The sequence below is a fragment of the Microbacterium foliorum genome (genome assembly GCF_003367705.1).
Taxonomy (GTDB): domain Bacteria; phylum Actinomycetota; class Actinomycetes; order Actinomycetales; family Microbacteriaceae; genus Microbacterium; species Microbacterium foliorum.
On record NZ_CP031425.1, the window covers coordinates 3,095,734 to 3,117,735 of the forward strand.

Annotated in this window: 21 protein-coding genes; 7 read left to right on the forward strand and 14 right to left on the reverse strand. The window is 70.5% G+C overall.

Annotation, left to right across the window (positions count from 1 at the left end; genetic code table 11):
* Positions 1–45: 45 nt before the first annotated feature.
* The 5 genes from DXT68_RS14655 to DXT68_RS14675 form a co-directional block, all read right to left on the reverse strand.
* Entirely contained in the window at positions 46–1,032 is a 987-nt protein-coding gene (locus DXT68_RS14655) for a DNA-methyltransferase (protein WP_230111345.1), read from the reverse strand.
* On the reverse strand, positions 1,011–2,060 hold the full coding sequence (lplAB, locus tag DXT68_RS14660) for a lipoate-protein ligase LplAB (RefSeq protein ID WP_045253627.1): 1,050 nt from the start codon (positions 2,058–2,060) through the stop codon (positions 1,011–1,013). Before lplAB ends, DXT68_RS14655 begins: the two co-directional genes overlap by 22 nt.
* A gap of 79 nt (positions 2,061–2,139) precedes the next feature.
* Positions 2,140–2,877 carry a DUF1684 domain-containing protein gene (locus tag DXT68_RS14665; protein WP_045253626.1) on the reverse strand — a complete coding sequence of 246 codons (738 nt, stop codon included), beginning with the start codon at positions 2,875–2,877 and terminating at the stop codon, positions 2,140–2,142.
* Positions 2,878–3,051: 174 nt separating this feature from the next.
* Positions 3,052–3,906 (reverse strand): alpha/beta fold hydrolase, encoded by an 855-nt coding sequence (locus DXT68_RS14670; protein WP_045253625.1) that lies wholly within the window; start codon positions 3,904–3,906, stop codon positions 3,052–3,054.
* Between the two features lie 32 nt (positions 3,907–3,938).
* Positions 3,939–4,676, reverse strand: a complete 738-nt coding sequence (locus DXT68_RS14675) for a copper homeostasis protein CutC (protein WP_045253624.1) — start codon at positions 4,674–4,676, stop codon at positions 3,939–3,941.
* A gap of 98 nt (positions 4,677–4,774) precedes the next feature.
* On the opposite strand from DXT68_RS14675, the gene DXT68_RS14680 reads away from it, so the two are divergent.
* The 3 genes from DXT68_RS14680 (at position 4,775) to DXT68_RS17100 (ending at position 7,063) form a co-directional block, all read left to right on the forward strand.
* Positions 4,775–5,215: a MarR family transcriptional regulator gene (locus tag DXT68_RS14680; RefSeq protein WP_045253623.1), complete on the forward strand. Its 441-nt coding sequence runs from the start codon at positions 4,775–4,777 to the stop codon at positions 5,213–5,215.
* Between the two features lie 5 nt (positions 5,216–5,220).
* Positions 5,221–6,564 (forward strand): MFS transporter, encoded by a 1,344-nt coding sequence (locus DXT68_RS14685; protein ID WP_045253680.1) that lies wholly within the window; start codon positions 5,221–5,223, stop codon positions 6,562–6,564.
* A gap of 70 nt (positions 6,565–6,634) precedes the next feature.
* Positions 6,635–7,063, forward strand: a complete 429-nt coding sequence (locus DXT68_RS17100; RefSeq protein ID WP_045253622.1) for a hypothetical protein — start codon at positions 6,635–6,637, stop codon at positions 7,061–7,063.
* 109 nt (positions 7,064–7,172) lie between these two features.
* Here the strand turns inward: DXT68_RS17100 and rocD are convergent, their stop codons facing one another.
* The 5 genes from rocD to DXT68_RS14715 form a co-directional block, all read right to left on the reverse strand.
* Complete coding sequence (gene rocD / locus DXT68_RS14695) at positions 7,173–8,375, reverse strand: ornithine--oxo-acid transaminase (protein ID WP_045253621.1); 1,203 nt, start codon at positions 8,373–8,375, stop codon at positions 7,173–7,175.
* Between the two features lies 1 nt (position 8,376).
* The gene (gene ddaH, locus DXT68_RS14700; RefSeq protein WP_045253620.1) at positions 8,377–9,303 is read right to left on the reverse strand and encodes a dimethylargininase; all 927 of its coding nucleotides are present in this window, start codon (positions 9,301–9,303) and stop codon (positions 8,377–8,379) included.
* A 600-nt stretch (positions 9,304–9,903) separates the two neighbouring features.
* A complete protein-coding gene (locus DXT68_RS14705) occupies positions 9,904–13,608 on the reverse strand; it encodes a proline dehydrogenase family protein (protein WP_115760508.1) in 3,705 nt (1,234 codons plus the stop codon).
* A gap of 109 nt (positions 13,609–13,717) precedes the next feature.
* Positions 13,718–14,542, reverse strand: coding sequence for a Rossmann-fold NAD(P)-binding domain-containing protein (locus DXT68_RS14710; protein ID WP_045253619.1), 825 nt, complete (start codon positions 14,540–14,542; stop codon positions 13,718–13,720).
* A 4-nt stretch (positions 14,543–14,546) separates the two neighbouring features.
* Positions 14,547–15,107, reverse strand: coding sequence for an acyl-CoA thioesterase (locus DXT68_RS14715; RefSeq protein ID WP_045253618.1), 561 nt, complete (start codon positions 15,105–15,107; stop codon positions 14,547–14,549).
* 130 nt (positions 15,108–15,237) lie between these two features.
* On the opposite strand from DXT68_RS14715, the gene DXT68_RS14720 reads away from it, so the two are divergent.
* Positions 15,238–15,744: a GNAT family N-acetyltransferase gene (locus DXT68_RS14720; RefSeq protein WP_045253617.1), complete on the forward strand. Its 507-nt coding sequence runs from the start codon at positions 15,238–15,240 to the stop codon at positions 15,742–15,744.
* Positions 15,745–15,896: 152 nt separating this feature from the next.
* Here the strand turns inward: DXT68_RS14720 and DXT68_RS14725 are convergent, their stop codons facing one another.
* From DXT68_RS14725 to DXT68_RS14735, 3 genes are all read right to left on the reverse strand, one after another.
* On the reverse strand, positions 15,897–17,150 hold the full coding sequence (locus DXT68_RS14725; RefSeq protein ID WP_244268157.1) for a cytochrome b/b6 domain-containing protein: 1,254 nt from the start codon (positions 17,148–17,150) through the stop codon (positions 15,897–15,899).
* 599 nt (positions 17,151–17,749) lie between these two features.
* Positions 17,750–18,721 (reverse strand): electron transfer flavoprotein subunit alpha/FixB family protein, encoded by a 972-nt coding sequence (locus DXT68_RS14730; RefSeq protein WP_045253615.1) that lies wholly within the window; start codon positions 18,719–18,721, stop codon positions 17,750–17,752.
* A gap of 1 nt (position 18,722) precedes the next feature.
* On the reverse strand, positions 18,723–19,499 hold the full coding sequence (locus DXT68_RS14735; protein WP_045253614.1) for an electron transfer flavoprotein subunit beta/FixA family protein: 777 nt from the start codon (positions 19,497–19,499) through the stop codon (positions 18,723–18,725).
* Positions 19,500–19,630: 131 nt separating this feature from the next.
* Here DXT68_RS14735 and DXT68_RS14740 point away from each other — a divergent pair, with 131 nt between their 5' ends.
* Genes DXT68_RS14740 through DXT68_RS14750 form a run of 3 tightly spaced genes read left to right on the forward strand, consistent with a single transcriptional unit; the run spans position 19,631 to position 21,097 of the window.
* A complete protein-coding gene (locus DXT68_RS14740; RefSeq protein ID WP_045253613.1) occupies positions 19,631–20,167 on the forward strand; it encodes a MarR family winged helix-turn-helix transcriptional regulator in 537 nt (178 codons plus the stop codon).
* Between the two features lies 1 nt (position 20,168).
* The gene (locus tag DXT68_RS14745; protein ID WP_045253612.1) at positions 20,169–20,657 is read left to right on the forward strand and encodes an SRPBCC family protein; all 489 of its coding nucleotides are present in this window, start codon (positions 20,169–20,171) and stop codon (positions 20,655–20,657) included.
* Positions 20,654–21,097 carry a YdeI/OmpD-associated family protein gene (locus DXT68_RS14750; protein WP_045253611.1) on the forward strand — a complete coding sequence of 148 codons (444 nt, stop codon included), beginning with the start codon at positions 20,654–20,656 and terminating at the stop codon, positions 21,095–21,097. Before DXT68_RS14745 ends, DXT68_RS14750 begins: the two co-directional genes overlap by 4 nt.
* A 118-nt stretch (positions 21,098–21,215) precedes the next feature.
* Here the strand turns inward: DXT68_RS14750 and DXT68_RS14755 are convergent, their stop codons facing one another.
* Positions 21,216–21,992: an enoyl-CoA hydratase-related protein gene (locus DXT68_RS14755; RefSeq protein ID WP_045253610.1), complete on the reverse strand. Its 777-nt coding sequence runs from the start codon at positions 21,990–21,992 to the stop codon at positions 21,216–21,218.
* Between the last annotated feature and the right edge of the window lie 10 nt (positions 21,993–22,002).

Consider the following 22,002-nt stretch of genomic DNA (forward strand, 5'->3'; position numbering starts at 1 on the left):
ACCACCGCTTCGGCCGCATCGGCCGTGCGGCGGCAGACCTGCGTGCTACTCGTCGAAGGCTGCGACCTCGGCGTGCGGCATCCGCACGGTCATCACGCGCACGGCTTCGGGGTTGTCGTCGACCAGCACCGCATCCCGCCCGAGCGCCGACGCGACGGCCCCGGTCGTGCCGCTGCCGGCGAAGAGGTCGAGCACGCGGTCTCCCGGTCGGCTCGACGCGCGCACGATGCGCCGAAGGATGCCCTCGGGCTTCTGGGTCGGGTACCCGGTCTTCTCGCGCCCGGTCGTCGGCACGATCGTGTGCCACCACACATCGGTGGGCAGCTTGCCCCTGGCGGCCTTCTCGGGCGTGACGAGACCCGGTGCCATGTACGGCTCGCGGTCGATGTCGTCGGAGTTGAAGACGTACTCGCGCGGGTTCTTCACATAGACGAGGATCGTGTCGTGCTTGGTCGGCCAGCGACGGCGCGACTTGGCGCCGTAGTCGTACGCCCAGATGAGCTCGTTGAGAAAGCAGTCACGGCCGAACACCGCATCGAGCATGACCTTGGCGTAGTGCGCCTCGCGGTAGTCCAGGTGCAGGTACAGCGTGCCGTCGTCGGCGAGCAGCCGCCAGGCCTGCTCGAGCCGCGGCATCAGGAACGCGCCGTAGTCGTCGAAACGGTCGTCGTAGGCGCGCAGCATCCCGCGGACCCGCTCGTAGGCGTGCCCGTGGAACCCGTACCGCACCTCGGCGGCCACCGCCGGTTCCGTATTCAGCACGGCTGGGTCTGCCGCGGCGTCGGGTCCGCGGGATTCCGCGAGCGCGGCATCGTCGGCATCGGGCTCCTGCTGAGTCGTGACCGAGCGGCGGGCGGTCACCACCTGTCGCTCCTGCGTACGGCCCGTGTTGAAGGGCGGATCGAGGTACACCAGCGTGAACGACGCCGACGGCAGCGTGGCGGCGACGACCAGGTTGTCGCCCTGGATGATTGAGACCGCGCCGGGGGCGTCCGGCCCCGGCTGTGCGGTCACGGAACGCGGTGCAGCCACGCGTCGGTGGCGAACTTCGACTCGACCAGCGCCTCGGCCTCGGCATACTCGTCGGCCGTGATCTCGCCGGTCTCCGCGTCGGTGAGCAAACGGAAGGTGGCGATGAAGCGTTCGATGATCTCTTCGCGCGTGAGTCCGGTCTGCCGACGCAGCGGGTCGACCCGCTTGGCGGCCGACGTGGTGCCCTTGTCGCTGAGCTTCTCGCGTCCGATGCGCAGCACCTCGGTCATGATCTGACCGTCGAGGTCGTACGAGAGCGAGGCGTGGTGCAGCACTCCTCCGTTGGCGAGGCGCTTCTGCGCGGCGCCGCCGATCTTGCCCGAGGGGCTCGCGATGTCGTTGAGCGGCTGGTACACCGCGTCGATGCCGACCGAGCGCAGCGCGTGCAGCACCCAGTCGTCGAGGAACGCGTACGAGTCGGCGAAGGTCATTCCCTGCACGAGGGATGCCGGCACGTACAGCGAGTACGTGATGATCTGCCCTGCGGGGATGAGCATCGCGCCCCCGCCGGAGATGCGGCGCACCACGTCGAAGCCGTGACGTGCGGCCCCCTCGGGGTCGACCTCGTTGCGGTACGACTGGAAAGATCCGATGACCACCGCGGATCCGTCCCATTCCCAGATGCGCAGGGTCGGGCGGCGGCGGCCCTCGCCGACACGCGAGGTCAGGACCTCGTCGAGGGCGAGGTTCATCTGGGGCGAGACCGCCTTGTCGTGCACGATCTCCCAGTCGAAGTCGCGCCAGCCCGGCGCCGTCACGAGAGCGCGACGAACCGTGGTGCCGACAGACTCCGGCGTGAAGCCGAGCAGCTGCGCCCCCTCGGGGAGGGCCGCACGCACGGCGGCGGCGATCGTCGAGGCATCCGTCTCGACGGGCAGCCCGTTCACGGCGTCGTTGATCGCGTCGAGCGCCGTGTCCGGTTCGAGGAAGAAGTCACCCGCCAGGCGGAACTGCGCGATCCTGCCGTCGTCGACTTCGAGGTCGACGACGACGAGCTTGCCCCCTGGGACCTTGTATTCTCCGTGCACGAGTACAGCTTAAGGCGCGGGGCTCCCGCTCGGGCGGCGGGGCGTGCTCGCCGCCGGTGCGAGCGCGGCGGCGGCGGCGTCAGCGCCCCCGCACGACCGCCCGCTCCCCCGCGCGGATGGGCAGCGAGTACCGGTTCTCGGCGAGCGGCTGCGGGCACAGGTACTGGTCGGAGAAGGCGCACGGCGGCAGGTAGGCCCGATTGAAGTCGACGATCACCGTGCCGTCGTCGTCGGGCTCGCCGATCGGCAGGAACCGGAACCGATACGTCTCGATGCCGTTCGTGCCGTCGGCGAAGACCGCCGTGAGACCGCCCCGCGCGGTGCGCGTCACCGACACCGACAGCGGGATGCCGTCGAGCTCGAAGCGCAGCCGTCCGGCCAGCGTCTGCTCGTGCACCGAGCCGTCGACCGCGGTGACGGTCGCCGATTCCCCGGGCGTCTCGGTGAACGACGCGCGGATCCGCCACCCCTGCCGCGGCGGATACGCGTCGATGCCCCCGAACGCCTCGCGCTCGGCACGCAGCGGATTGAACACACGCAGCGCGACGGCCCCCCGGCGATCGAACACACGCAGCTCGCGCCTGCCGAGCCGCAGCGTCTGCGGACCGTGGAGCGTGACGACCGATCCGGAGGTGCCGAGGTCGGTGCCGCGGATGCCGCCGTCACCCGTCAGCGCCCACAGACCGGGCACACCCTCCACCGCCGCGGGCTCGGTGATCAGCCAGTTCGTCGACTCGAGCGCCGTCGGGCCGTACTCCGCTCCCGCGTAGCGCTCGCGCGTCTCGTGCCAGCTGTGCCACTCCTCGTCGAAACCCATCGCTCACCTCCCTCTCGCCCCCTCACACGAAAATATGCGGGGGCGGGGAAGGGAGGAGCGCACGACGTCATGCGCATTCACCCGCTGTCACACGAAGTCATCGGGCGTCACGCGAGGACCCATGCGTACTCAGCGAGAGAGGCGCGCGCTCTCAGCGAGAGGGGATGCGGGTGCTCAGCGGGCGGGGATGCGCGCGTCGAGCCACGACAGGATGTCGGCGCGGACCTCGTCCTGCTGCAGCTCCTGGAAGATCTCGTGGCGCGCGTCGGGGTAGACGAGCGTGGTGATGTCGGTGAGGCCCGAGCGCGTGCGGTACTCGTCAGCCAGCTTGTGCACGCTGCGCGGACCGCCGACCGGATCGTCGCGGCCGACCAGCAGCAGCAACGGGATGTCGCGGTCGAGGTCCTTGCGCGGGCGGCCGTACATCTTGGCGGCCTCGATCGGGCCGAACAGCTTCAGCAGCGGCTCGCCGGTGGTGAGCGGATCGTCGTCGAACTCCTTCCACACCGCGGGATCGCGGCTCAGCCATTCGAACCCGGTGGCGTCGTCGCCCGCCCATCGGGCGTTCAGCGGGGCGGCGTTCAGCGAGCCCGGGGTGCGCAGGGCCGAGCCGGAGAGGATCACCGCATCCCACGCCTCGGGGTGGTCGTTCACGAGCATCTGCGCGAGGAATGATCCCCACGAGTGACCGAGCAGCACGAGGGGCAGATCGGGGTGCTCGTCGCGGATGATGCCGGTGAGCTGCCAGATCGCCGCCTGCGCCGCGCACAGACCGCCCTTGCCGAGCCGGCCGAGCTTCTCGGGTCCGCCGTGCTGACGGATGCCGGTGCGCCCGTGCCCGCGATGGTCGTCGGCGTAGACGATGAATCCGGCGTCGGTGAGCGCGGTGATCAGACGTGCGTACCGCCCCGCATGTTCGCCCACCCCGTGCAGCAGCTGCACCACTCCTCGGGCATCACCTGCCGCCGGGTGCACGTCGTAGACGATGGCGATGCCGTCGGCATCCGTGAATTCTCGGGTATCCGTCACGCCCCCAGACTACTGAGCGCGGCCGACTGCCGTCAGTCGGTGAGAGCGGCGAGCACGCTCTGGGCGATCGCGAGATCGGTGACGTCGTAGCCTCCGACGCCCTCGGCGGCCGCCCCCATGCGCACGCCGCCGGCCTCGTGCACGGTGCGCTTGGCCGAGAAGTGCAGCGCGTCGACGCCCGTGGCGGCGAGATCAGCGGCGTTCGCGGCCCCCACACCGCTGCCGGCCATGACCTCGATCCCGCCTGCGGCCTCGACGACGAGGGCGCGCAGGGTCTCGATGCCGTCGATCGCGGCGGATGCTCCGCCCGAGGTCAGCACGCGGCGCAGTCCGAGCCCCCGCGCGGCGACGAGAGTGGCCACCGGATCGGGGGTGACGTCGATCGCACGGTGCAGCGTCACCGACGCACCGCCGGCCGCATCGCGCAGCCGCGCCATCGCATCGAGGTCGAGGCGGCCGTCGGCGTCCAGGGCTCCGATCACGACCCCGTGCGCTCCGGCGTCGACGGCCCGGCGCACGTCGCGCTCGGACAGCGCGATCTCGTCGCCGTCGTAGCGGAAGCCCCCCGCTCGGGGCCGGATGAGCACGTGCACCTCGAGTCCGTCTGCGCGGGCCGTCTCCACGGCCAGCTCGACGGTGGCGATCGAGGGCGTCAGCCCGCCGAGCGGCAGCGCCTGAGCGAGCTCCACGCGCGCGGCGCCCACGGCTCGGGCGATGCGGACGCCGGCGGGATCCTGGACGGCGATCTCGATCGCGGGGGTTCGGGTCACCCGACCATTGTGCCCGAGCCGGACTCGCGACCTGGCAGCGTGCGGATCTCCAGCATCGCGGCCCTGTGCGGATTCGGATTAGATAGACTGTCTAAGTAATGCCTGCCTCCAATGATCTCCTCCAGCTCACTGCGACCGATCTGCGCATGGCCACCTTCCGCCTCGCCCGACGTCTTCGCTGCGCCCGCGCGGTCGACGAGATGAGCGACGCGCAGCTCGCCGTGCTCGCGACCCTGCGCATGCACGGGCGCCGCACCATCTCCGCTCTCGCGGAGCGCGAGCGGGTCACCGCGCCGTCCATGACGAGCATGATCAACGGCCTCGAGATGCAGGGATATGTCGCGCGCACGCCCGACAGCGACGACCGCCGCCGCGTGCAGGTCGACATCACCGACGCCGGCACCGAGATCGTCGCGCAGACGATCCGCCGCCGCGACGAGCTGCTCGCCGCGATGCTCGCCGAACTCGATTTCACCCCCGACGAGCTTTCGACCCTCCGCGAGGCGAGCGAACTGATGCGCCGGGTGGTCGAGCGATGAGCGCGATGTTCCGTTCGTTCTCGAACATCAACTACCGCATCTGGTTCGCCGGCGCACTCGTCTCCAATGTCGGCGGATGGATGCAGGCGACCGCCCAGGACTGGGTGGTGCTCACCGAGCTCACCGACAACGACGCCGCCGCCATGGGTGTCACGATGGCCCTGCAGTTCGGTCCTCCGCTCGTGCTCGTGAGCCTGACCGGCTGGGTCGCCGACCGGTTCGAGCGGCGACGGATCCTGCTCGCGACCCAGTCCGCTCTGCTGCTGCTCGCGATCGCGGTGGGCGTGCTGCTGCTGAACGACGTCATGACCCTCCCGATGATGTTCGGCTTCGCCGCGGCGTTCGGTGTCGTGAACGCCTTCGACGCGCCCGCGCGCCAGGCCTTCGTGTCCGACATGGTCTCGGCCGGTGACACCTCGAACGCGGTCGCCCTCAACTCGGCATCCTTCAACCTCGCCCGCATGATCGGGCCCGCCGTCGGCGGTCTGCTGATCGTGGCGATCGGATCCGGCTGGGTGTTCATCGCGAACGCGGTGACGTTCCTGGCGATGCTCGTCGCCCTGCTCCTGCTGCGCACCTCCCAGCTCGCGCCCCGCCCGAAGAACCGCCGCCCCGGCGGCCTCGCCGAGGGCTTCCGCTACGTCTGGGGCCGCAGCGACCTACGCGTCGTGTTCGTGACCGTGTTCCTGATCGGCGCGTTCGGCATGAACTTCCCGATCTTCGCCTCGACGATGGCGCTCGAGTTCGGCGCGGGGGCCGACGGCTACGGCGTGCTGAGCTCGGTGCTCGCGATCGGCTCGCTCGCCGGCGCGCTGCTCTCGGCCCGCCGCGATCGGGCCCGCGTGCGGGTCGTGATCCTGGCTGCCGGCGGCTTCGGCATCGCCGCCTTCGTGTCGTCCGCGATGCCGACGTATCTCACCTACGCGATCACCCTGACCTTCACCGGATTCATGATCGTCACCCTGTTGACGACCGCGAACGGCTACGTGCAGATGACGACCGCCCCGGCACTGCGCGGACGCGTGCTCGCGCTCTACATGGCCGTGATCATGGGGTCGACGCCGGTGGGCGCGCCCATCGCCGGATGGGTGGCCGACACCTTCGGCCCGCGCAGCGCGATCATGCTGGGCGGCACGGCGGGTCTCATCGCCTGCGCGATCGGCGCCGCCTGGGTCATCACCTCCGGCCGCCTGCACCGGGCGGAGGACAGTCGCTTCCTGATGACGCTCGACGAGACGAGACCGCTCGACGTGGTCGATGAGGCCGCCATGCTCGAGCGCACCGACCCGGTGCAGTTCACCGATGGGGCCGCCGCGACCTCACCGATCCGGCTGCCGAAGAAGGACTGACGGGCCTCCCGCGCGGATGCCGTTTGTCAATCCCCTGCACGGAGCCTCAGGAGCGACGTAGCGTCGGCTCATGGACCAGAACACAGGACGCACCCCGCACCCCGAAGAGCCCGCCGAGGGCTCGCCCGAGCAGAACCCGGCGCACAACACCGCCCCCGACGGCCAGTCCTCCTCCGAGCGCGACGAGCTCGAGGGCAACGCCCAGGGCTCGGCCCAGGGCGGCGCCATCCAGGGCGACAGCTCGCACGGCGAATCGCCCCGCGGCGCGATCCAGGGCGAGGCCGAGGACGGCGACCCCCAGGGCTCGGCCCAGGGCGGCGCCATCCAGGGTGACAGCTCCCACGGTGAATCTCCGCACGGTGCGATCCAGGGCGATGCGAGCCCCGATCGCGGTGCCGCTCTCGGGGGCGACGAGACCACCGAGGATCAGCTCACCGCCGAGACCGACGTCGAGCGCGACACCCTGCGCACTCTCGATCCGGACGACTCCCCGGCCTGACGCCGAAGAGCCGTCGGTGCGGCCCGCGAGGAACGCGGACCGCACCGCGGAAACGAGGCGCGGGAGTCGAGCCGCCGCAGTCGATGCGCCGCAGTCGAGACGCGGAGGGCTAGGCCCCGAGAACCAGCTTGAGCTGCTCGACGGCCCAGTCCAGTTCCGTCGCGCGGATGACGATCGGCGGCGCGATGCGGATGGTCTGGCCGTGCGTGTCCTTCACCAGGACGCCCCGGTCGAGGAGCCTCTCGGCGATCTGCCGTCCCGTCCCCCTGGCGGGGTCGATGTCGACTCCGGCCCAGAGTCCCGCGATGCGCACCTCGGTCACACCGTGGCCGATCAGCGGCTCGAGAGCGGCGCCGAGGTGGGCGCCGAGGGCACGGGCGCGCTCCTGGAACTCCCCCGATTCGAGCATCTCGACGACCCGCAGGCCCACGGCCGCCGCGAGCGGGTTGCCCCCGAACGTCGACCCGTGCTCCCCCGGGCGGATCACGCCGAGCACGTCGGCATCGCCGACGACGGCCGACACCGGAAGGATCCCACCGCCCAGCGCCTTGCCCAGCAGGTACAGATCGGGCACGACGCCTTCGCGGTCGCACGCGAACGTCTCGCCCACGCGCCCGAGACCGGACTGGATCTCGTCGGCGATGAACAGCACGTTCTTCTCGTCGCAGATCTCACGGATGCGGCGCAGGTATCCCTCGGGCGGGATCACCACGCCGCCCTCGCCCTGAATGGGCTCGATGAGCACGGCGGCGGTGTCGTCGGTGATCGCGGCGGCGACGGCATCCGCATCTCCGTACGGGACCGTGTCGAACCCCGGCGTGTACGGGCCGAAGTCCGCGCGCGCCTCCGCGTCGTCGCTGAAGCTGACGATGGTGGTCGTGCGTCCGTGGAAGTTGCCCGCCGCGACGATGATGCGCGCACGGCCGTCCGCGATGCCCTTGACCCGGTAGCCCCAGGCGCGGGCCACCTTGATGCCGGTCTCGACGGCCTCGGCGCCGGTGTTCATCGGCAGCACCATCTCCTTGCCGGCCAGCGCCGCGAGCGCGGCGGCGAACGGCTCGAGACGGTCGCTCCGGAAGGCGCGGCTGGTCAGCGCGACCCGTCCGAGCTGTTCCGTCAGTGCCGCCACGAGAGCCGGATGCCGGTGCCCGAAGTTCACGGCCGAATACGCGGCGAGCAGGTCGAGGTAGCGCTTGCCCTCGGCATCCGTCACCCAGGCACCCTCACCACGCGCGATCGTGACCGGCAGCGGGTGATAGTTGTGGGCGACGTGCGGCTCGGCCTGCGGCGTGGTCTCAGGGGTCGCCGTCATGTCACTCACCGGTTCCTGAGCGCGCGGACGAAGGGCGCAGTTCGAGCGTGCAGCACTTGATGCCGCCGCCGCCGAGCAGCAGCTCCGACAGGTCGACCATGATCGGGTTGTAGCCGCGCTCGCGCAGCTGCTTCTCGAAGCCCTTGGCGCGGGGGGAGATCACGACGTTGTAGCCGTCGCTCGCCGAGTTCAGGCCGAAGACCGACCCGTCCTCGTCGGACACGAGGATGGCGTCGGGGAAACGCTCCTCGAGGATCCCGCGGCTCGCGTCGTCGAAGGCTCCCGGCAGATAGGCGATGTTGGCGCGCTCGGGGCCGCCGTTCTCGACGCCCTGCACCGGATCGAGCACGGCGATCGCGGTGTCGAGGTGGTAGAAGCGGGGATCGACGAGGTTGAGCGACACGACCTCGCGGTCGAAGACCTCGCCGACCTCGCGGTGGCTGTCGCCGGTGGAGCGGAAGCCGGTGCCCGCGAGGATCACGTCGCCGACGAGCAGGAAGTCGCCCTCGCCCTCGTTGACCTCTTCGGGGATGACGGTGTCGTAGCCGGCCTCGCGGAACCAGTCGGCGAATGCGGGCGCCTCACCCTGCCGCTCGACGAAGCGGAACTTCGGCACGTACGCGCGGCCGTCGATCACGAATCCGCCGTTCGCGGTGTAGACCATGTCGGGGTAGTCCGCGAGCGGATCGATCAGCTCGACCTCGTGCCCCAGCTCGAGGTACAGGTCATGCAGCTTCTGCCACTGGGCGACCGCGTTCGCGGTGTCGGTCGGGCGCGAGGGCTCCATCCACGGGTTGATCGAGTAGTTGACCGTGAAGTGCGACGGCGTGCACATCAGGTAGCGACGGTGATGGGCGGTGCGGACCGGGGTGGTCTCGGACGTCGACGGGGTGGTCTCGGACGTCGACGTGGTGGTCTCGACAGACATGGGGCTCCTCGAACGGATGCGGCGGACGCTGTCCAGGGGCCCGACGGTCCTTCGACCCGCGCCGCTCGATGAGAGCCGGCGCCCGGGGAAGATGCGACTCGGGCACGCCAGGCTCCATTGTGTCATCCGCCCCTGGACGCCGCCAGAGCCGAGCGGTGTCTCCGCACGCGCTCATGCGGTTCGAAAGTGCATCGCCACGCGCAGCCGGGGTCAATAGTGCACCAGTGCACCGCCGCACGCAGGCGGGGTCGATAGCGCATCACCAACGCCCGATTCCGGTGCGTTTCTGACCCCGCCCAGTTCGCAGGTGCGTTTCTGACCCCGCATGGAAGGCGCGGACAGCGGATCGCCGGGGATGCCGCGACCGAGGCGGATGCCGCGGATGCCGCGGCGGACGTGAGCGCTCAGGCGGGGTCGAAAACGCATCGCCGCACGCAGGCGGGGTCACTAGTGCATCGCCAACGCCCGATTCCGGTGCGTTTCTGACCCCGCCCAGTTCGCACGTGTGTTTCTGACCCCGCCCAGTTCGCACGTGTGTTTCTGACCCCGCACCGCAGGCGCCGAGGCGCTTTTCCCACCCCGCACGGCACGACGCAGCGCTCAGATGACCGAGGCGCTCCAGTCGTCGGGGTTGCCGTACCGGTGCGCGGTGATCGCGATCGCCTGCTCGTGCACGAACGGCAGCAGCTCGATGCGTCCGGCGGAGGTGACCTCGCCGTCGTACACCGCGAGGTCGGGGTCTCCCTCGACCGCCTCCGCCAGCGCCCGATGCAGCGCGGCGACGGAGGTCCGCGGTCCGACCAGGCGCACGCGGCCGGGCCGGGTGTCGGCGTCGAGCAGTTCCGACGCCGCGTCGGAATCGGCGCCGCGGCCCCGCATCCGTGCGATCCACTCGTCGTCGCTCTCCATGTACACGACCGCGCCGAGGTCGCCGAGCGCGCGACGCACCTCTGCCGGCAGCCCGACCGGGGTCGACAGCACGAATGCCGCACCGGCTCGCACGGCGGCGATCACGACGCGCAGGAGCTCCTGCCATCCGGCATCCGCCGTCGCCCTGATCGAGACGGGCACGGGCCGGTAGCGGAACAGGTTGCGCTCCACGCCCAGTCGCGACACGTCGCGCACCTGGCCGAACTCACGGTCCCAGGCCAGGGCGTCCGACAGCGCCGAGCGACGAAGCCACTCGAACGACTCGTAGTCGAGCGACGGCTGCGCCGACTCGATCAGCTCGGTGATGCGGGAGTCGAGGCCGCGCAGGTGCAGCGTGCTCGACACCGGCCCCGATCCGCTCGACCGCCACGACCCGAGGCCGATCAGGTAGTTCGGTCCTCCTGCCTTCGCGCCGGGACCGACCGATGAGCGCTTCCACCCGCCGAAGGGCTGCCGCTGCACGATGGCGCCGGTGATCCCGCGATTCACGTAGAGGTTGCCGGCCTGCACGCGGTCGAGCCAGAGCGCGAGCTCTTCAGGATCCTGCGTGTGCAGCCCCGCCGTCAGCCCGTAGGCCACGGCGTTCTGCAGCTCGATCGCCCGCTCCAGCGTCGGCGCGTGCATCACCCCGAGCACCGGGCCGAAGAACTCCTCGAGGTGGAAGCGGGATCCCGGCTGCACACCGACGCGGATGCCGGGACGCCACAGCCGCCCGCTCGGGTCGTCGGCCGACACGGCCGGCTCGATGAGCCACTTCTCGTCGCCCTCGAGTTCGGTCAGAGCCCAGGCGAGCTTGCCCTGCGGCCGTTCGATCACCGGCCCCACCTCGGCGAGCGGATCCGAGGGCCAGCCCACGTGCAGCGAGCGCGTGGCATCGGCCAGCTGACGGGCGAAGCGCTGCGAGCGGCCGACCGGCCCGACGAGGATCGCCAGCGACGCGGCCGAGCACTTCTGCCCCGCATGTCCGAACGCGCTGCGCACCAGGTCGGAGACGGCGAGGTCGAGATCGGCCGACGCCGTGACGATCATCGCGTTCTTGCCGCTCGTCTCGGCGAGCAGCGGCAGGTCGGGGCGCCATGAGCGGAACAGCGCGGCGGTCTCCCACGAGCCCGTGAGGATCACGCGGTCGACCGCATCGTGTGTGATCAGCGTGCGGCCGAGCTCGCCCTCCTCGATGTCGACGAGGGCGAGCACATCACGAGGCACGCCGGCCTCCCACAGCGTCTCGGCGATCACCGCGGCGCAGCGGCGCGACTGCGGAGCCGGCTTGAACACCACTCCGGACCCGGCGGCGAGCGCCGCCAGCACGCCGCCCGCCGGGATCGCGAGCGGGAAGTTCCAGGGCGGGGTCACGACGGTCACGCGCGCCGGCTCGAACGCGGCGCCGGCGACGGCATCCAGCTCCCTGGCCTTGGCGGCGTAGTAGCGCGCGAAGTCGACGGCCTCGCTGACCTCGACATCCGCCTCGGCGAAGACCTTGCCGGTCTCGGATGCGGCGACCTCGATGAGCTCGCCGCGCCGGCCCTCGAGTGCGGCTGCGGCCCGCAGCAGCACCTCGGCCCGCTCGGTGGCCGGACGCGACCCCCACTGTGCGCCGGCATCGTGCACCTCGGAGATCGTGCGCTCGAGCACCTCGGGGTCGTCGATGCGGGCGGCCTCGATGGTCGCGATGCCGAGCGGGGACTCCGCGATGCGCGCGTGGATGCCGCGCGCCCATTCGCGGTTGGCCGGCAGCGAGGGGTCGCTGTCGGGGGTGTTGGCGAAACCCGGAGCACCGCCGGTCCCCTCCTCCACCTCCCTGGGCGCGTACACCGCGGTCTCGAGGAACGGCCCCGTCGTCTCTGCAGACCCCCGGGAGATACCGAGCACGGCCTTGGTGAGCCCCTCCTCGGGGGCGGGGGCCACGGGTACGGGGCGCATCGACTCGTGCACGGGAGCGAGCCGGTCCTGGGTGCGCCGTGCTCCCTCCCACAGGGTCGGCGATGCGGAGCGCTCGACGGCGTCGAGGAAGCGATCGCGCTCGCGGACGAAGAGCGTCTCCTCCTCGCCGAGGCGGAAGGCGGCGGAGAGGAAGTTGTCGGTCGACGCGTTCTCCTCGAGTCGTCGCACGAGGTAGCTGATCGCGACGTCGAACTCGTCGGGCTTCACGACCGGCACGTACAGCAGCACCTCGCCGACCTCGCGCGAGACCGCCTGCACCTGCCCCTGCGCCATGCCCAGGAGCATCTCGAACTCGATCGGGGGCTGCCCCGCCTCGGCCACCGCGGTGAGATCCCGCAGTCCGCGTTCTGCGGCGAGCAGCCAGGCGTAGGCGATGCCGAACAGGTTGTGCCCGGCGATGCCCAGGTGCACGGCCTCGATGTGCTCGAGCTGCAGCGCCCAGTCGAGGCAGCGCAGGTAGTTGGCGTCGGTGTCGATCTTGGTGTCGTAGGTCGCGGGCGTCCAGCCGTGCATGCGCGCCTCGACGTTCTCCATCGCGAGGTTCGCGCCCTTCACCAGGCGCACCTTGATGGGCGCGCCGCCGTGCTCGACCCGCTCGCGCGCCCACGCGGTGAGCTGCTGCAGGGCGGGCAGGGCGTCGGGCAGATACGCCTGCAGCACGATCCCCGCCTCGAGTCCGGCCAGACGCGGATCCTCGAGGATGCGGGTGAACACGGCGATCGTCAGATCGAGATCGCGGTACTCCTCCATGTCGAGGTTGATGAAGGTGCGGTCCGTGGCCGCCGTCGTGTAGAGCGGAAGAAGGCGCTCCACGACCGCGTCGACGACCTCGTCGAACGCCCACATCGAGATGTGGCTGATGATCGCCGAGACCTTGACCGAGACGTAGTCGACATCGGGCCGACGGATCAGCTCGTGGATGCCGTCGAGCCGGCGCTGCGCCTCGGCCTCGCCCAGCACGGCCTCACCCAGCAGATTGAGGTTGAGTCTGGCGCCGGATTCGCGGATTCTCGCGATCGCGGGGCCGAGCTTCGCGGGGCGCGCATCGACGATGAGGTGCCCGACCATCTCGCGCAGCACCCGCCGCGCGATGGGGACGACCGGGGTCGGCAGCACCTGTGCGATCCCCCCGCCGAGCCGCACCGCGGAGCGCAGGTACCAGGGCAGGAACTCCGGCACGATCGGCGCGATCCGGTGCAGCTGGGAGGCCGCCGCGCTCAGGCTCTCCGGACGCATCACCCCGTCGACGAATCCCAGCGTGAACGGGAGCCCGTTGGCATCCTGCAGCACGCCCGCCAGACGCTCGGCGGCCGGGTCGACCTCGGCGGCGGCGGCTTCGACAGCCCAGCGGCGCGCGAGCGCGACGGCGCGGGCCTCGAGAGAGTCGGATGCGGGATCCGTTCCGGATTCCGTGGAGGGCATCGGGTCGGCCATGACCTCAGCCTAGGACTGCGATGCGCACGTTCCCGGGAACGACGGCACGTCGGATCGTCCCCGGGGTGGCCCAGGTCGTTCGGGGTGCTGTTCCGGGTGTCGTGCGGGATCAGCGGGCGGCGATCATCTCGTCATACCCCTCGCGGAAGGTCGGGTAGTCGAGAGCGCCGAGGAACTCCTGCAGCAGGTGCCCGTCGAGCACGGTGCCGCCTCCCTCCTCGGGATCCGCGTGCGGCGGGGGCGCCACGCCGAGTCGCGCGGCGATGTGCGCGGCGACCTCGCCCAGCAGCACCGGCTCCCGGTCCACCGCGTGGATCAGCGGCGGTGCGGAATCCGCCCGCAGCACCGCCTCGAGCAGCCGCACGAGGTCGGTCTCGTGGATGCGGTTCGTCCGGCGCGTGTGATCCACGGGTGCCTGCTCGAGCACGCGGCGGATGAGGTAGTCGCGGCCGGGACCGTAGATGCCGGCGGGGCGGACGATGCGTGCGCCGAAGAGTTCGGTCGCCAGCAGCTCCCCCTCGACGAGGTCGCCGCCACGTTCGGTGGACACCTTCGGGGCGTCGCGCTCGGTCAGCGGTGTGCCACCGGGGCGGCCTTCGAACACCCGGGTCGACGAGACGAACACCACTCTGTCGGGCAGGGCGGGCAGCGCTCTGGCGAGGCCGCGCAGCGCGGGCGGATAGATCGACTCCCCCTCGGTGCTCGGCGGCAGCGTGATCACGACCGAGTCGAAGGCAGGCAGCGACTGCTCGAGCGGATGCCGCAGATCGGCCTCGATCGTCGCGAAAGGCACCGCGCCCGCCTGGCGCCGCATGGCGGTGACCTCCGAGCCCTGCGCGATCAGCCGTTCGCCGAGTCGCACGCCGAGCTTGCCGCATCCGACCAGCAGCGTCGCGCCGGGCGTGCGCGTTCCGAGACCCCAGGGATCCGTCACGGCGTCAGCTCCACACGCTCGGCGCCGGGGTGCGCACAGGCGGCAGCGCGGAGGCCGCCGCCCAGTCGTGCACCCACGGGTCGATCTCCGGCACGCCCTCGGGTCTGCCGACGGCGGCGAACAGCTCTTCGTTGCTGACCGTGCCGCCGGTGCGGCGCAGCATGCGCGACCGCACGATCACCCGTGCGTAGATCTCGCCGTCGACGACGGCCCTGTGCTCGAGGAACACCGCCTTGTCGTCGTGCCCGACGAAGCGCGATTCCACATCGAACCGCTGCCACAGCTGCAGCGACTTGCGGAAGGTCACCGTCTCGCTCGACACGACCGCGTACCAGCCGCGCTCGGTCATCGCGTCGAGCAGCCCCGTGCGGATGAGCAGATCCCAGCGTCCGAGGTCGAACAGCGAGAGGTACCGGCCGTTGTTCATGTGCCGGAGGATGTCGATGTCGGTGGGGAGCGTCGTCAGCCGGATGCGTCCGACGGATGCGACGTCGAGCGTCTTCTCGCGACGCACGCGGCGGCGGGCACGGAGGATGACGAGGAGGGTGCGCCAGATCACGTTCACGAGGATCGATCGTAGCCATCGCGGAAGATATCGCGAACATCGTTGTGCGAATCCTCCACTGGCGGGATCGGCCTCCGCAAGGGTCCCCGCTCGATTTCCGGTTCCCCGGGGCCGCGCGTAGAGTCGCGCTATGAGCGCCGAAGCCCAGCCTGAAGTCATCGTCCGTCCGGTCCGTGATGTGGATGCGGAGGCTCTGGGTCGCGTGCACGCGCAGTGCTGGCACGAGACCTACGACCACCTGATCAGCAAGGCCGCTCTCGAGAAGGTCTCGCCTCGTCGTATGGCGGAACTGTGGACGCACTGGGCGTCGCAGGGCCCCGAGTTCACGATGCGCGCCGCGCTCGTCGACGGCGAGATCGTCGGCTTCGTCGGCTCCGGCCCCGCCCGCGACAAGGATGCCCCCGCCTTCCGCGAGCTCTACTTCATCTACCTGCTCGACGCGTACCACTCCACCGGCATCGGACAGAAGCTGTTCGACGCCGCGGTCGAGAAGGACGAGTCGCTCTACCTCTGGGTCGCCGAGGACAACCCCCGCGCCCACCGCTTCTACACCCGCAACGGATTCACGCTCGACGGCGCCAGCCACACCGAGCCGTTCCTGGGCGAGACGCTGACCGAGGTGCGATTCACCCGCTGACCGGCGCCTCGCGAACCGCGCGTTCACGACTCAGCATGGAACGGCCCCCGGATTCCGATCCGGGGGCCGTTCCGCGTCCCCGACAGTGTCGATGCTGAGTACGGAACGGGCGATGCTGAATACGGAACGGTCGATGCTGAGTACGGAACGGCTCAGCGACCCGACACGCTGCCGAACAGCTTGGCGATCGGGGCGATCACCAGCGGACGCGCCGCCGCCCAGCCGAGAGCGATGACCGCCATCGAGGCGACGAACACCCAGAATCCGGTCCAGCCGACGGCATCCGACGAGGCGTACATGTGGTTCAGGTTGCGCAGGAACCCGGTGAGGAACACGAGCGCCACGTGGCCGATGATGAACACCACGAAGTAGATCATCACCGGGAAGTGCAGGGCGCGGGCCCACTCGATCGGATACGCCTTCGACAGGCGCTCTGCGCGCTTCGGCCACATGCCCGACATGCGGAAGCCGGTGGCCGCGGCCAGCGGCGCGGCGATGAAGACCGTCACGAAGTACGCCAGCTGCTGCAGGCTGTTGTAGTTGACCCAGCCGTGCTCGGTCGGCCAGTCGAACGAGACGTACTGGAGCGCCGCCGACAGAGCGTTCGGCAGCACCTCCCAGCTCGTCGGCACGATGCGCACCCAGTGCCCGGTGACGAAGAGCAGCACGACGAAGACGGCGCCGTTCAGCAGCCACAGGATGTCGAGTGCCTGATGGAACCAGATCGTCAGGCTGACCTTGCCCTTGGGGTTGTTGCGCGGGGTCCAGAACGCGGTCGGCCGCTTCTCGTTGCGGATGCGCAGACCCGACCGGATGATCAGCACGATCAGGAAGGCATTGAAGAAGTGCGCCCAGTTGACCCAGGGCGCGAATCCCGGTTCGACCGCGATGGCCGGGGTGTACTCCCCCGGGAACGCGGCGAGGAAGTCCTGCATGAACGGGAAGCTGAGCAGTGCGCGCACGAAGGCGACGGCCGCGGCCGCCAGGATCCCGAGAGCCGCGGCCCCGAGCAGAACGGCGATCGCCTGGGTCCACGCGGGTCTCGGCCGGCCGGTCGTCGCCGTCGTGTCCGCCGTGATGTGTCGCGGGGCGCTGCCGTTCCAGACCGTGCGGGGGGCCGGCAGCGGCACCGACGGGTCGCCGAGAACGGACACGCGGGCCGGGGCGGCGGACACGGCGACGTCGACGTCACGGGAGGTCTCGACCTCTCGGGCCGTGTCCGCCGCGTCGTGGGCGGCGTCGGTGGTGAGAGAGGACGCAGCGGTCGCCGGCGCGGTCGTGTCCGTCGCGGACGCCGTCGTGGCCTGTGCCGTCGTGTCCTGTGCCGTCGTGTCCTGTGCCGTCGCGGCGATCGCCGGCACGATGCCGGCCGGAGGCCACGGCTCGCCGCCTGCGACGCGGGGCAAGCCTCGGCGGACCGACGACGATGTCGTCGTCCGGCCTGCGTCGTCTCGTCGCTCCGCTCCACGCTCGGTGAAAGGGGACGCAGCCTCACGTGCGACCTCCGAGGAAACGCCCCCACGCTCGTTGAGCGAAGAGCCACCCCCACGCTCGTTGAGCGAAGAGCCACCCCCACGCTCGTTGAGCGAAGAGTCACCCCCACGCTCGTTGAGCGAAGACGGCGAAGCCGACTGAGACGAAACGCGCTCCGCACCGATGACCGCGATATCACCGGGAGGCCAGGCCTCGCCGCCGCGTACACGCGGAAGACCGCGTCGGAGCGATGGGACCGTCGCGGCGGACGTTTCGTCTCGTCGCTCCGCTCCTCGCTCAACGACCGGGGAATCAACGACCGGGGAATCAACGACCGGAGACGAAACGACCGGAGACGAAACGACCGGAGAGGAATCGACTGGAGACGCAGTCCCCTGCCCGTTGAGCGAAGACGGCGGAGCCGACGGAGACGAGACGCGCTCCCCCTCATCGACAGCGATGTCGCCGGGGGGCCAGGGCTCCCCGCCGCGCACGCGCGGCAGGCCGCGCCTCAGCATCCGCGTCGCCATGGCTACTTGTTCCGCGCCTCGAGTGCGGCGATCACCTTCGGGACGACGGTGAACAGATCGCCAACGATGCCGAAGTCCGCGACGTCGAAGATCGGCGCCTCCGCATCCTTGTTGATCGCCACGATGTTCTTCGCGGTCTGCATACCCGCCCGGTGCTGGATCGCACCCGAGATGCCGAGCGCGACGTACAGCTGCGGCGACACCGAGACTCCGGTCTGGCCGACCTGATGCGACTGGGGGATGTAGCCGGCGTCGACCGCCGCACGGGAGGCGCCGACGGCGGCTCCCAGAGCATCGGCGAGCTCCTCGACCAGCACGAACTTCTCTTTCGAGGCGAGTCCGCGTCCGCCCGAGACCACACGCGTCGCGCCCCGGAGCTCGGGTCGGGACGACGTCGCCTCGACGGCCTCGACCGCGCCGACGGTCGCGCTCGGCGCACCGGATGCCTCGACCTCTAGCGTCTCGACGGTCGGCGAGGACACAGCCTCGGCGCGGGCCTCGACCGCACCCTGGCGCACCGTGATCACCGGCGCACCGAACGTGGGCGCCGAGTCGGTGAGGTACGCCCCGCCGTATACGGAGTGGTGGGCGAGCACCCCCTCCTCATCGCGCGAGATGCCGACCGCGTCGACCGAGAGCGCCAGACGTGCGCGCACGGCGAAACGTCCGGCGATGTCGCGACCGGCGATCGAGTTCGAGATCAGCACGGCGTCGGGATGCACACGGGCGAACGCGGCCTGCAGCGCATCGACGACCGGCACCGTGAGGACGGTCGCATCGGCGTCGGCGGTCAGCACGACCGAGGCGCCGAGGGCGGCGACCTTCGCGGCCGCCTCTGCGGATCCGCCGACCACGAGGGCGACGGGTGCTCCGACGGTCGAGGCGGCGCCGATCAGGGCCGCCGTGCTGCTCGCGGGGTCGCCGGCCGGGTCGAGGTCGACCACGACGAGGATGGGGTTCTCGGGATACGACATGTCACACCAGCCTGTTCTGCACGAGGTACTCGACGAGCTTGTCGGCGGCGTCGCCCTCGTCGACGATCTTGACGCCGGCCGCGCGCGGCGGCTTCTCGGCCACCGCGGTCATGATCGTGCGCGGAGCGGCGGCGGGATCCGCCGAGACCCCGAGGTCGTCGAGGGTGAGCACCTCGAGCGGCTTCTTCTTCGCCGCCATGATGCCCTTGAAGTTCGGAAAGCGCGCGTCGGGCAGCGCCTCGGTGATCGAGATCACAGCGGGCAGCGATGCGGAGATCGGCTGGCCGCCGGCATCCGCCCCTCGCACGCCCGTGACCGAGTCGCCCGTGATCTCGACGCTCGTGAGGGCCGTCGCCTGCGACCAGCCGAGATGCTCGGCGAGCATCGCCGCCATCACACCGCCCGAGCCGTCGGTCGAGAGGTTGCCGGTGATCACGAGGTCGGGCTCGGCACGGCGGATCGCGGCCGCCAGCGTCTCGGCGGTCAGGCCGAGATCGGCGCCGGCGAGCTGCTCGTCGGCGATGTGCACGGCGGAGCCGGCTCCGATCGCGAGGGCCCGTCGCACCGACGCCGTCGACCCGGCGGGGGCCATCGCGAGCGCGACCACTTCGGTGCCCTCGTTCTTGTCGGCGTGGCTCAGCGCGACCTCGAGCGCGCGCTCGGTGATCTCATCGAGCACCAGGTCACCGGCACCGCGGTCGGCGAGCCCGGTCTCGAGATCCAGCTTGCGATCGCCATAGGTGTCGGGCACCTCTTTGACCAGGACGAAGATCTTCATCGATTGCTCCTCACGACTGCCTCGATTCTAGCCCCTTGATACTGAGTCCCAGCCGCCGAGCGACTGAGGTCCACGCGGTTCGCACAGCCCCGCATCCCCGGGGCGGCGAGCGGATGCCCTACCGTAGAACCGTGGTCCGACCCCGCCCCCTGCCCGTCGATCCGCTCGCCGAGGCGAAGCGGCAGTGGCTCGCGCACGGCTGGTCGGATGCCGCCGAGGGCATGACCGTCGTCACCTCGGTCATGCGCGCGCAGCAGTTGCTTCTCGCGCGGGTGGATGCGACGCTCAAGCCCTTCGCGCTGAGCTTCGCCCGCTACGAGATGCTGCGGCTGCTGGCGTTCAGCCGGTCGGGCCGTCTGCCTCTGTCGAGCGTCGTCGCCCGACTGCAGGTGCATGCGACGACCGTCACGAGCACCGCGGAACGACTGGTGCGCGACGGGCTCATCGTGCGCCAGCCCCACCCGCACGATGGCCGAGCGGCGCTGCTCGCCCTGACCGAGGCGGGCCGCGAGCTCGTCGACCGCGCGACGAACGCCCTCAACAGCGATGTCTTCGCCGACCCCGGCATGACCGGCGCGGATGCCGCCGAGCTCGTCGCGATCGTCGCGCGGATGCGCAAAGCGGCCGGCGACTTCACCGATCCCAGACCTCAACCGGATCCGCTCTGACGTGGCCGAGTTCGTGCTCGAGCGCGTCATCGCGGCGCCGAGGCAGACGGTCTTCGCGCTCGCGCTCGACGCCGGACTGCACCTGCGGTCCATGGCCCGATACGGCGAGACGATGATCGAGGCACCGGACGGCGGCGTGTTCACGGAGGGATCGACCGTGACCTGGCGGGCACGGCACTTCGGCATCCCGTTCCGACTGCGGACGATGGTGTACGACGTCGACGCCCCGAGCGGGTTCCGTGATCGACAGCTCTCGGGTCCGTTCGGGGCATTTCTGCACGTGCACTCTTTCGAGGAGCATCCGGTCGGGACGATGCTGCGCGACACCGTGTCCTTCCGCTCGCCTCTCGGCCCGATCGGACGCCTCGTCGACCAGGTGTTCCTGCGCGAGTACATGCGCAGGCTGATCGAGGAGCGCAACGACCACCTGGCCGCCGAAGCCGAAGCCGAGGCCGAAGCCGAAGTGCACGGGCGTACACTGCCCGCATGAGCGAACTGCGCCTGCACGCGACCCTGGAAGGACGCGGCCCCGCCGCCGCGATCATCCTCTCCGACGAGCAGGTCGCCGAGTTCGGCGCCGGAAAGGCGTTCCCCGTCGTCGTCACGATCGGCGCCCATTCCGGCCGGCTGCGCCTCGCACGCATGGGCGGGCAGAACATGATCGGCTTCAGCAAGGCCGTGCGCGCCGAGTTCGGGGTCGAGATCGGCCAGGACGTCGATGCGGTCATCCGCGTGGATTCCGCCGAACGCGAGGTCGAGATCCCGCCTGCGCTCGCCGCCGCCCTCGACGCCGACGCCGCGCTGCGCACCGCGTTCGAGGCGCTGTCGTACTCCGTGCGCAAAGAGCATGCCCGCTCGGTCGCCGAGGCCAAGCAGGATGCGACCCGAGAGCGGCGCGTCGAGAAGATCGTCGACGCGCTGCGCGGCTGAGGTCTCGGGCGCCGACCGTTCACGATTCAGCATGAACGGGTGCGTCGAGTGCCGGATCGGTGTCGAAGCAGGCATTCCGCGGCTTCTGTGCTGAATCGTGAACCCCGACCGGGCGCGTTCAGCGGTTCCGGAAGTCCGGTGCACGCTTCTCCCGGAAGGCGGACATGCCCTCTTTCTGGTCTTCGGTGTCGAACAGCTCGGCGAACGCGCGCTTCTCGTGAGCGAGTCCCTCGGCGAGGGTCGTCTCCATCGCGGCGTCGAGTGCGGCCTTCGCGGCGAACACCGACGGCAGCGACTTCGCCGCGATCGTCTCGGCGAGCGTCGTGGCCTCCGCCCGCAGATCGGATGCCGGCACGACGCGCGACACGAGCCCTGAGCGCTCGGCCTCCTCGGCGCCCATGAACCGACCGGACAGCACGAGCTCGGCGGCCTTGTAGTACCCGACCGCGCGGATCAGGCGCTGCGTGCCGCCCATTCCCGGAATCACTCCGAGGTTGATCTCCGGCTGGCCGAACTTCGCCGTGTCGGCGGCGAGGATGATGTCGCACATCATCGCGAGCTCGCATCCTCCCCCCAGTGCGAAGCCCGAGACGGCGGCGATCACGGGCGTGCGCACGGCGGCGAAGTCACGCCACACCCCGAAGTGGTCGGTCTCGAGCATTCCGGCGGCCGACATCCCCTCCATCTCCTTGATGTCGGCACCGGCGGCGAACGCCTTCTCCGATCCGGTGACCACGATCGCCCCGACGCCGTCGTCGAGGTCGAAGGCGACGGCCGCGGCCGTGACCTCCTCGGCGAGCCGGCTGTTCAGGGCGTTCAGAGCCTCGGGTCGGTTGAGGGTGATCCACCCGACGCGTCCGCGCTGCTCGACCAGGATCGTCTCGTACTCGGTCATCGTGAAGCCC

What these genes read in the sequence shown, in the direction of transcription:
- DXT68_RS14750 (WP_045253611.1), top strand. Translation starts at nt 20,654, where the DNA reads ATGAGCGAACTGCGCCTGCACGCGACCCTGGAAGGACGCGGCCCCGCC.
- DXT68_RS14720 (WP_045253617.1), top strand. Translation starts at nt 15,238, where the DNA reads ATGAGCGCCGAAGCCCAGCCTGAAGTCATCGTCCGTCCGGTCCGTGAT.
- DXT68_RS14705 (WP_115760508.1), bottom strand. Translation starts at nt 13,608, where the DNA reads ATGGCCGACCCGATGCCCTCCACGGAATCCGGAACGGATCCCGCATCC.
- DXT68_RS14755 (WP_045253610.1), bottom strand. Translation starts at nt 21,992, where the DNA reads ATGACCGAGTACGAGACGATCCTGGTCGAGCAGCGCGGACGCGTCGGG.
- DXT68_RS14735 (WP_045253614.1), bottom strand. Translation starts at nt 19,499, where the DNA reads ATGAAGATCTTCGTCCTGGTCAAAGAGGTGCCCGACACCTATGGCGAT.
- ddaH (WP_045253620.1), bottom strand. Translation starts at nt 9,303, where the DNA reads ATGTCTGTCGAGACCACCACGTCGACGTCCGAGACCACCCCGTCGACG.
- DXT68_RS17100 (WP_045253622.1), top strand. Translation starts at nt 6,635, where the DNA reads ATGGACCAGAACACAGGACGCACCCCGCACCCCGAAGAGCCCGCCGAG.
- DXT68_RS14730 (WP_045253615.1), bottom strand. Translation starts at nt 18,721, where the DNA reads ATGTCGTATCCCGAGAACCCCATCCTCGTCGTGGTCGACCTCGACCCG.
- DXT68_RS14685 (WP_045253680.1), top strand. Translation starts at nt 5,221, where the DNA reads ATGTTCCGTTCGTTCTCGAACATCAACTACCGCATCTGGTTCGCCGGC.
- rocD (WP_045253621.1), bottom strand. Translation starts at nt 8,375, where the DNA reads ATGACGGCGACCCCTGAGACCACGCCGCAGGCCGAGCCGCACGTCGCC.
- DXT68_RS14665 (WP_045253626.1), bottom strand. Translation starts at nt 2,877, where the DNA reads ATGGGTTTCGACGAGGAGTGGCACAGCTGGCACGAGACGCGCGAGCGC.
- DXT68_RS14680 (WP_045253623.1), top strand. Translation starts at nt 4,775, where the DNA reads ATGCCTGCCTCCAATGATCTCCTCCAGCTCACTGCGACCGATCTGCGC.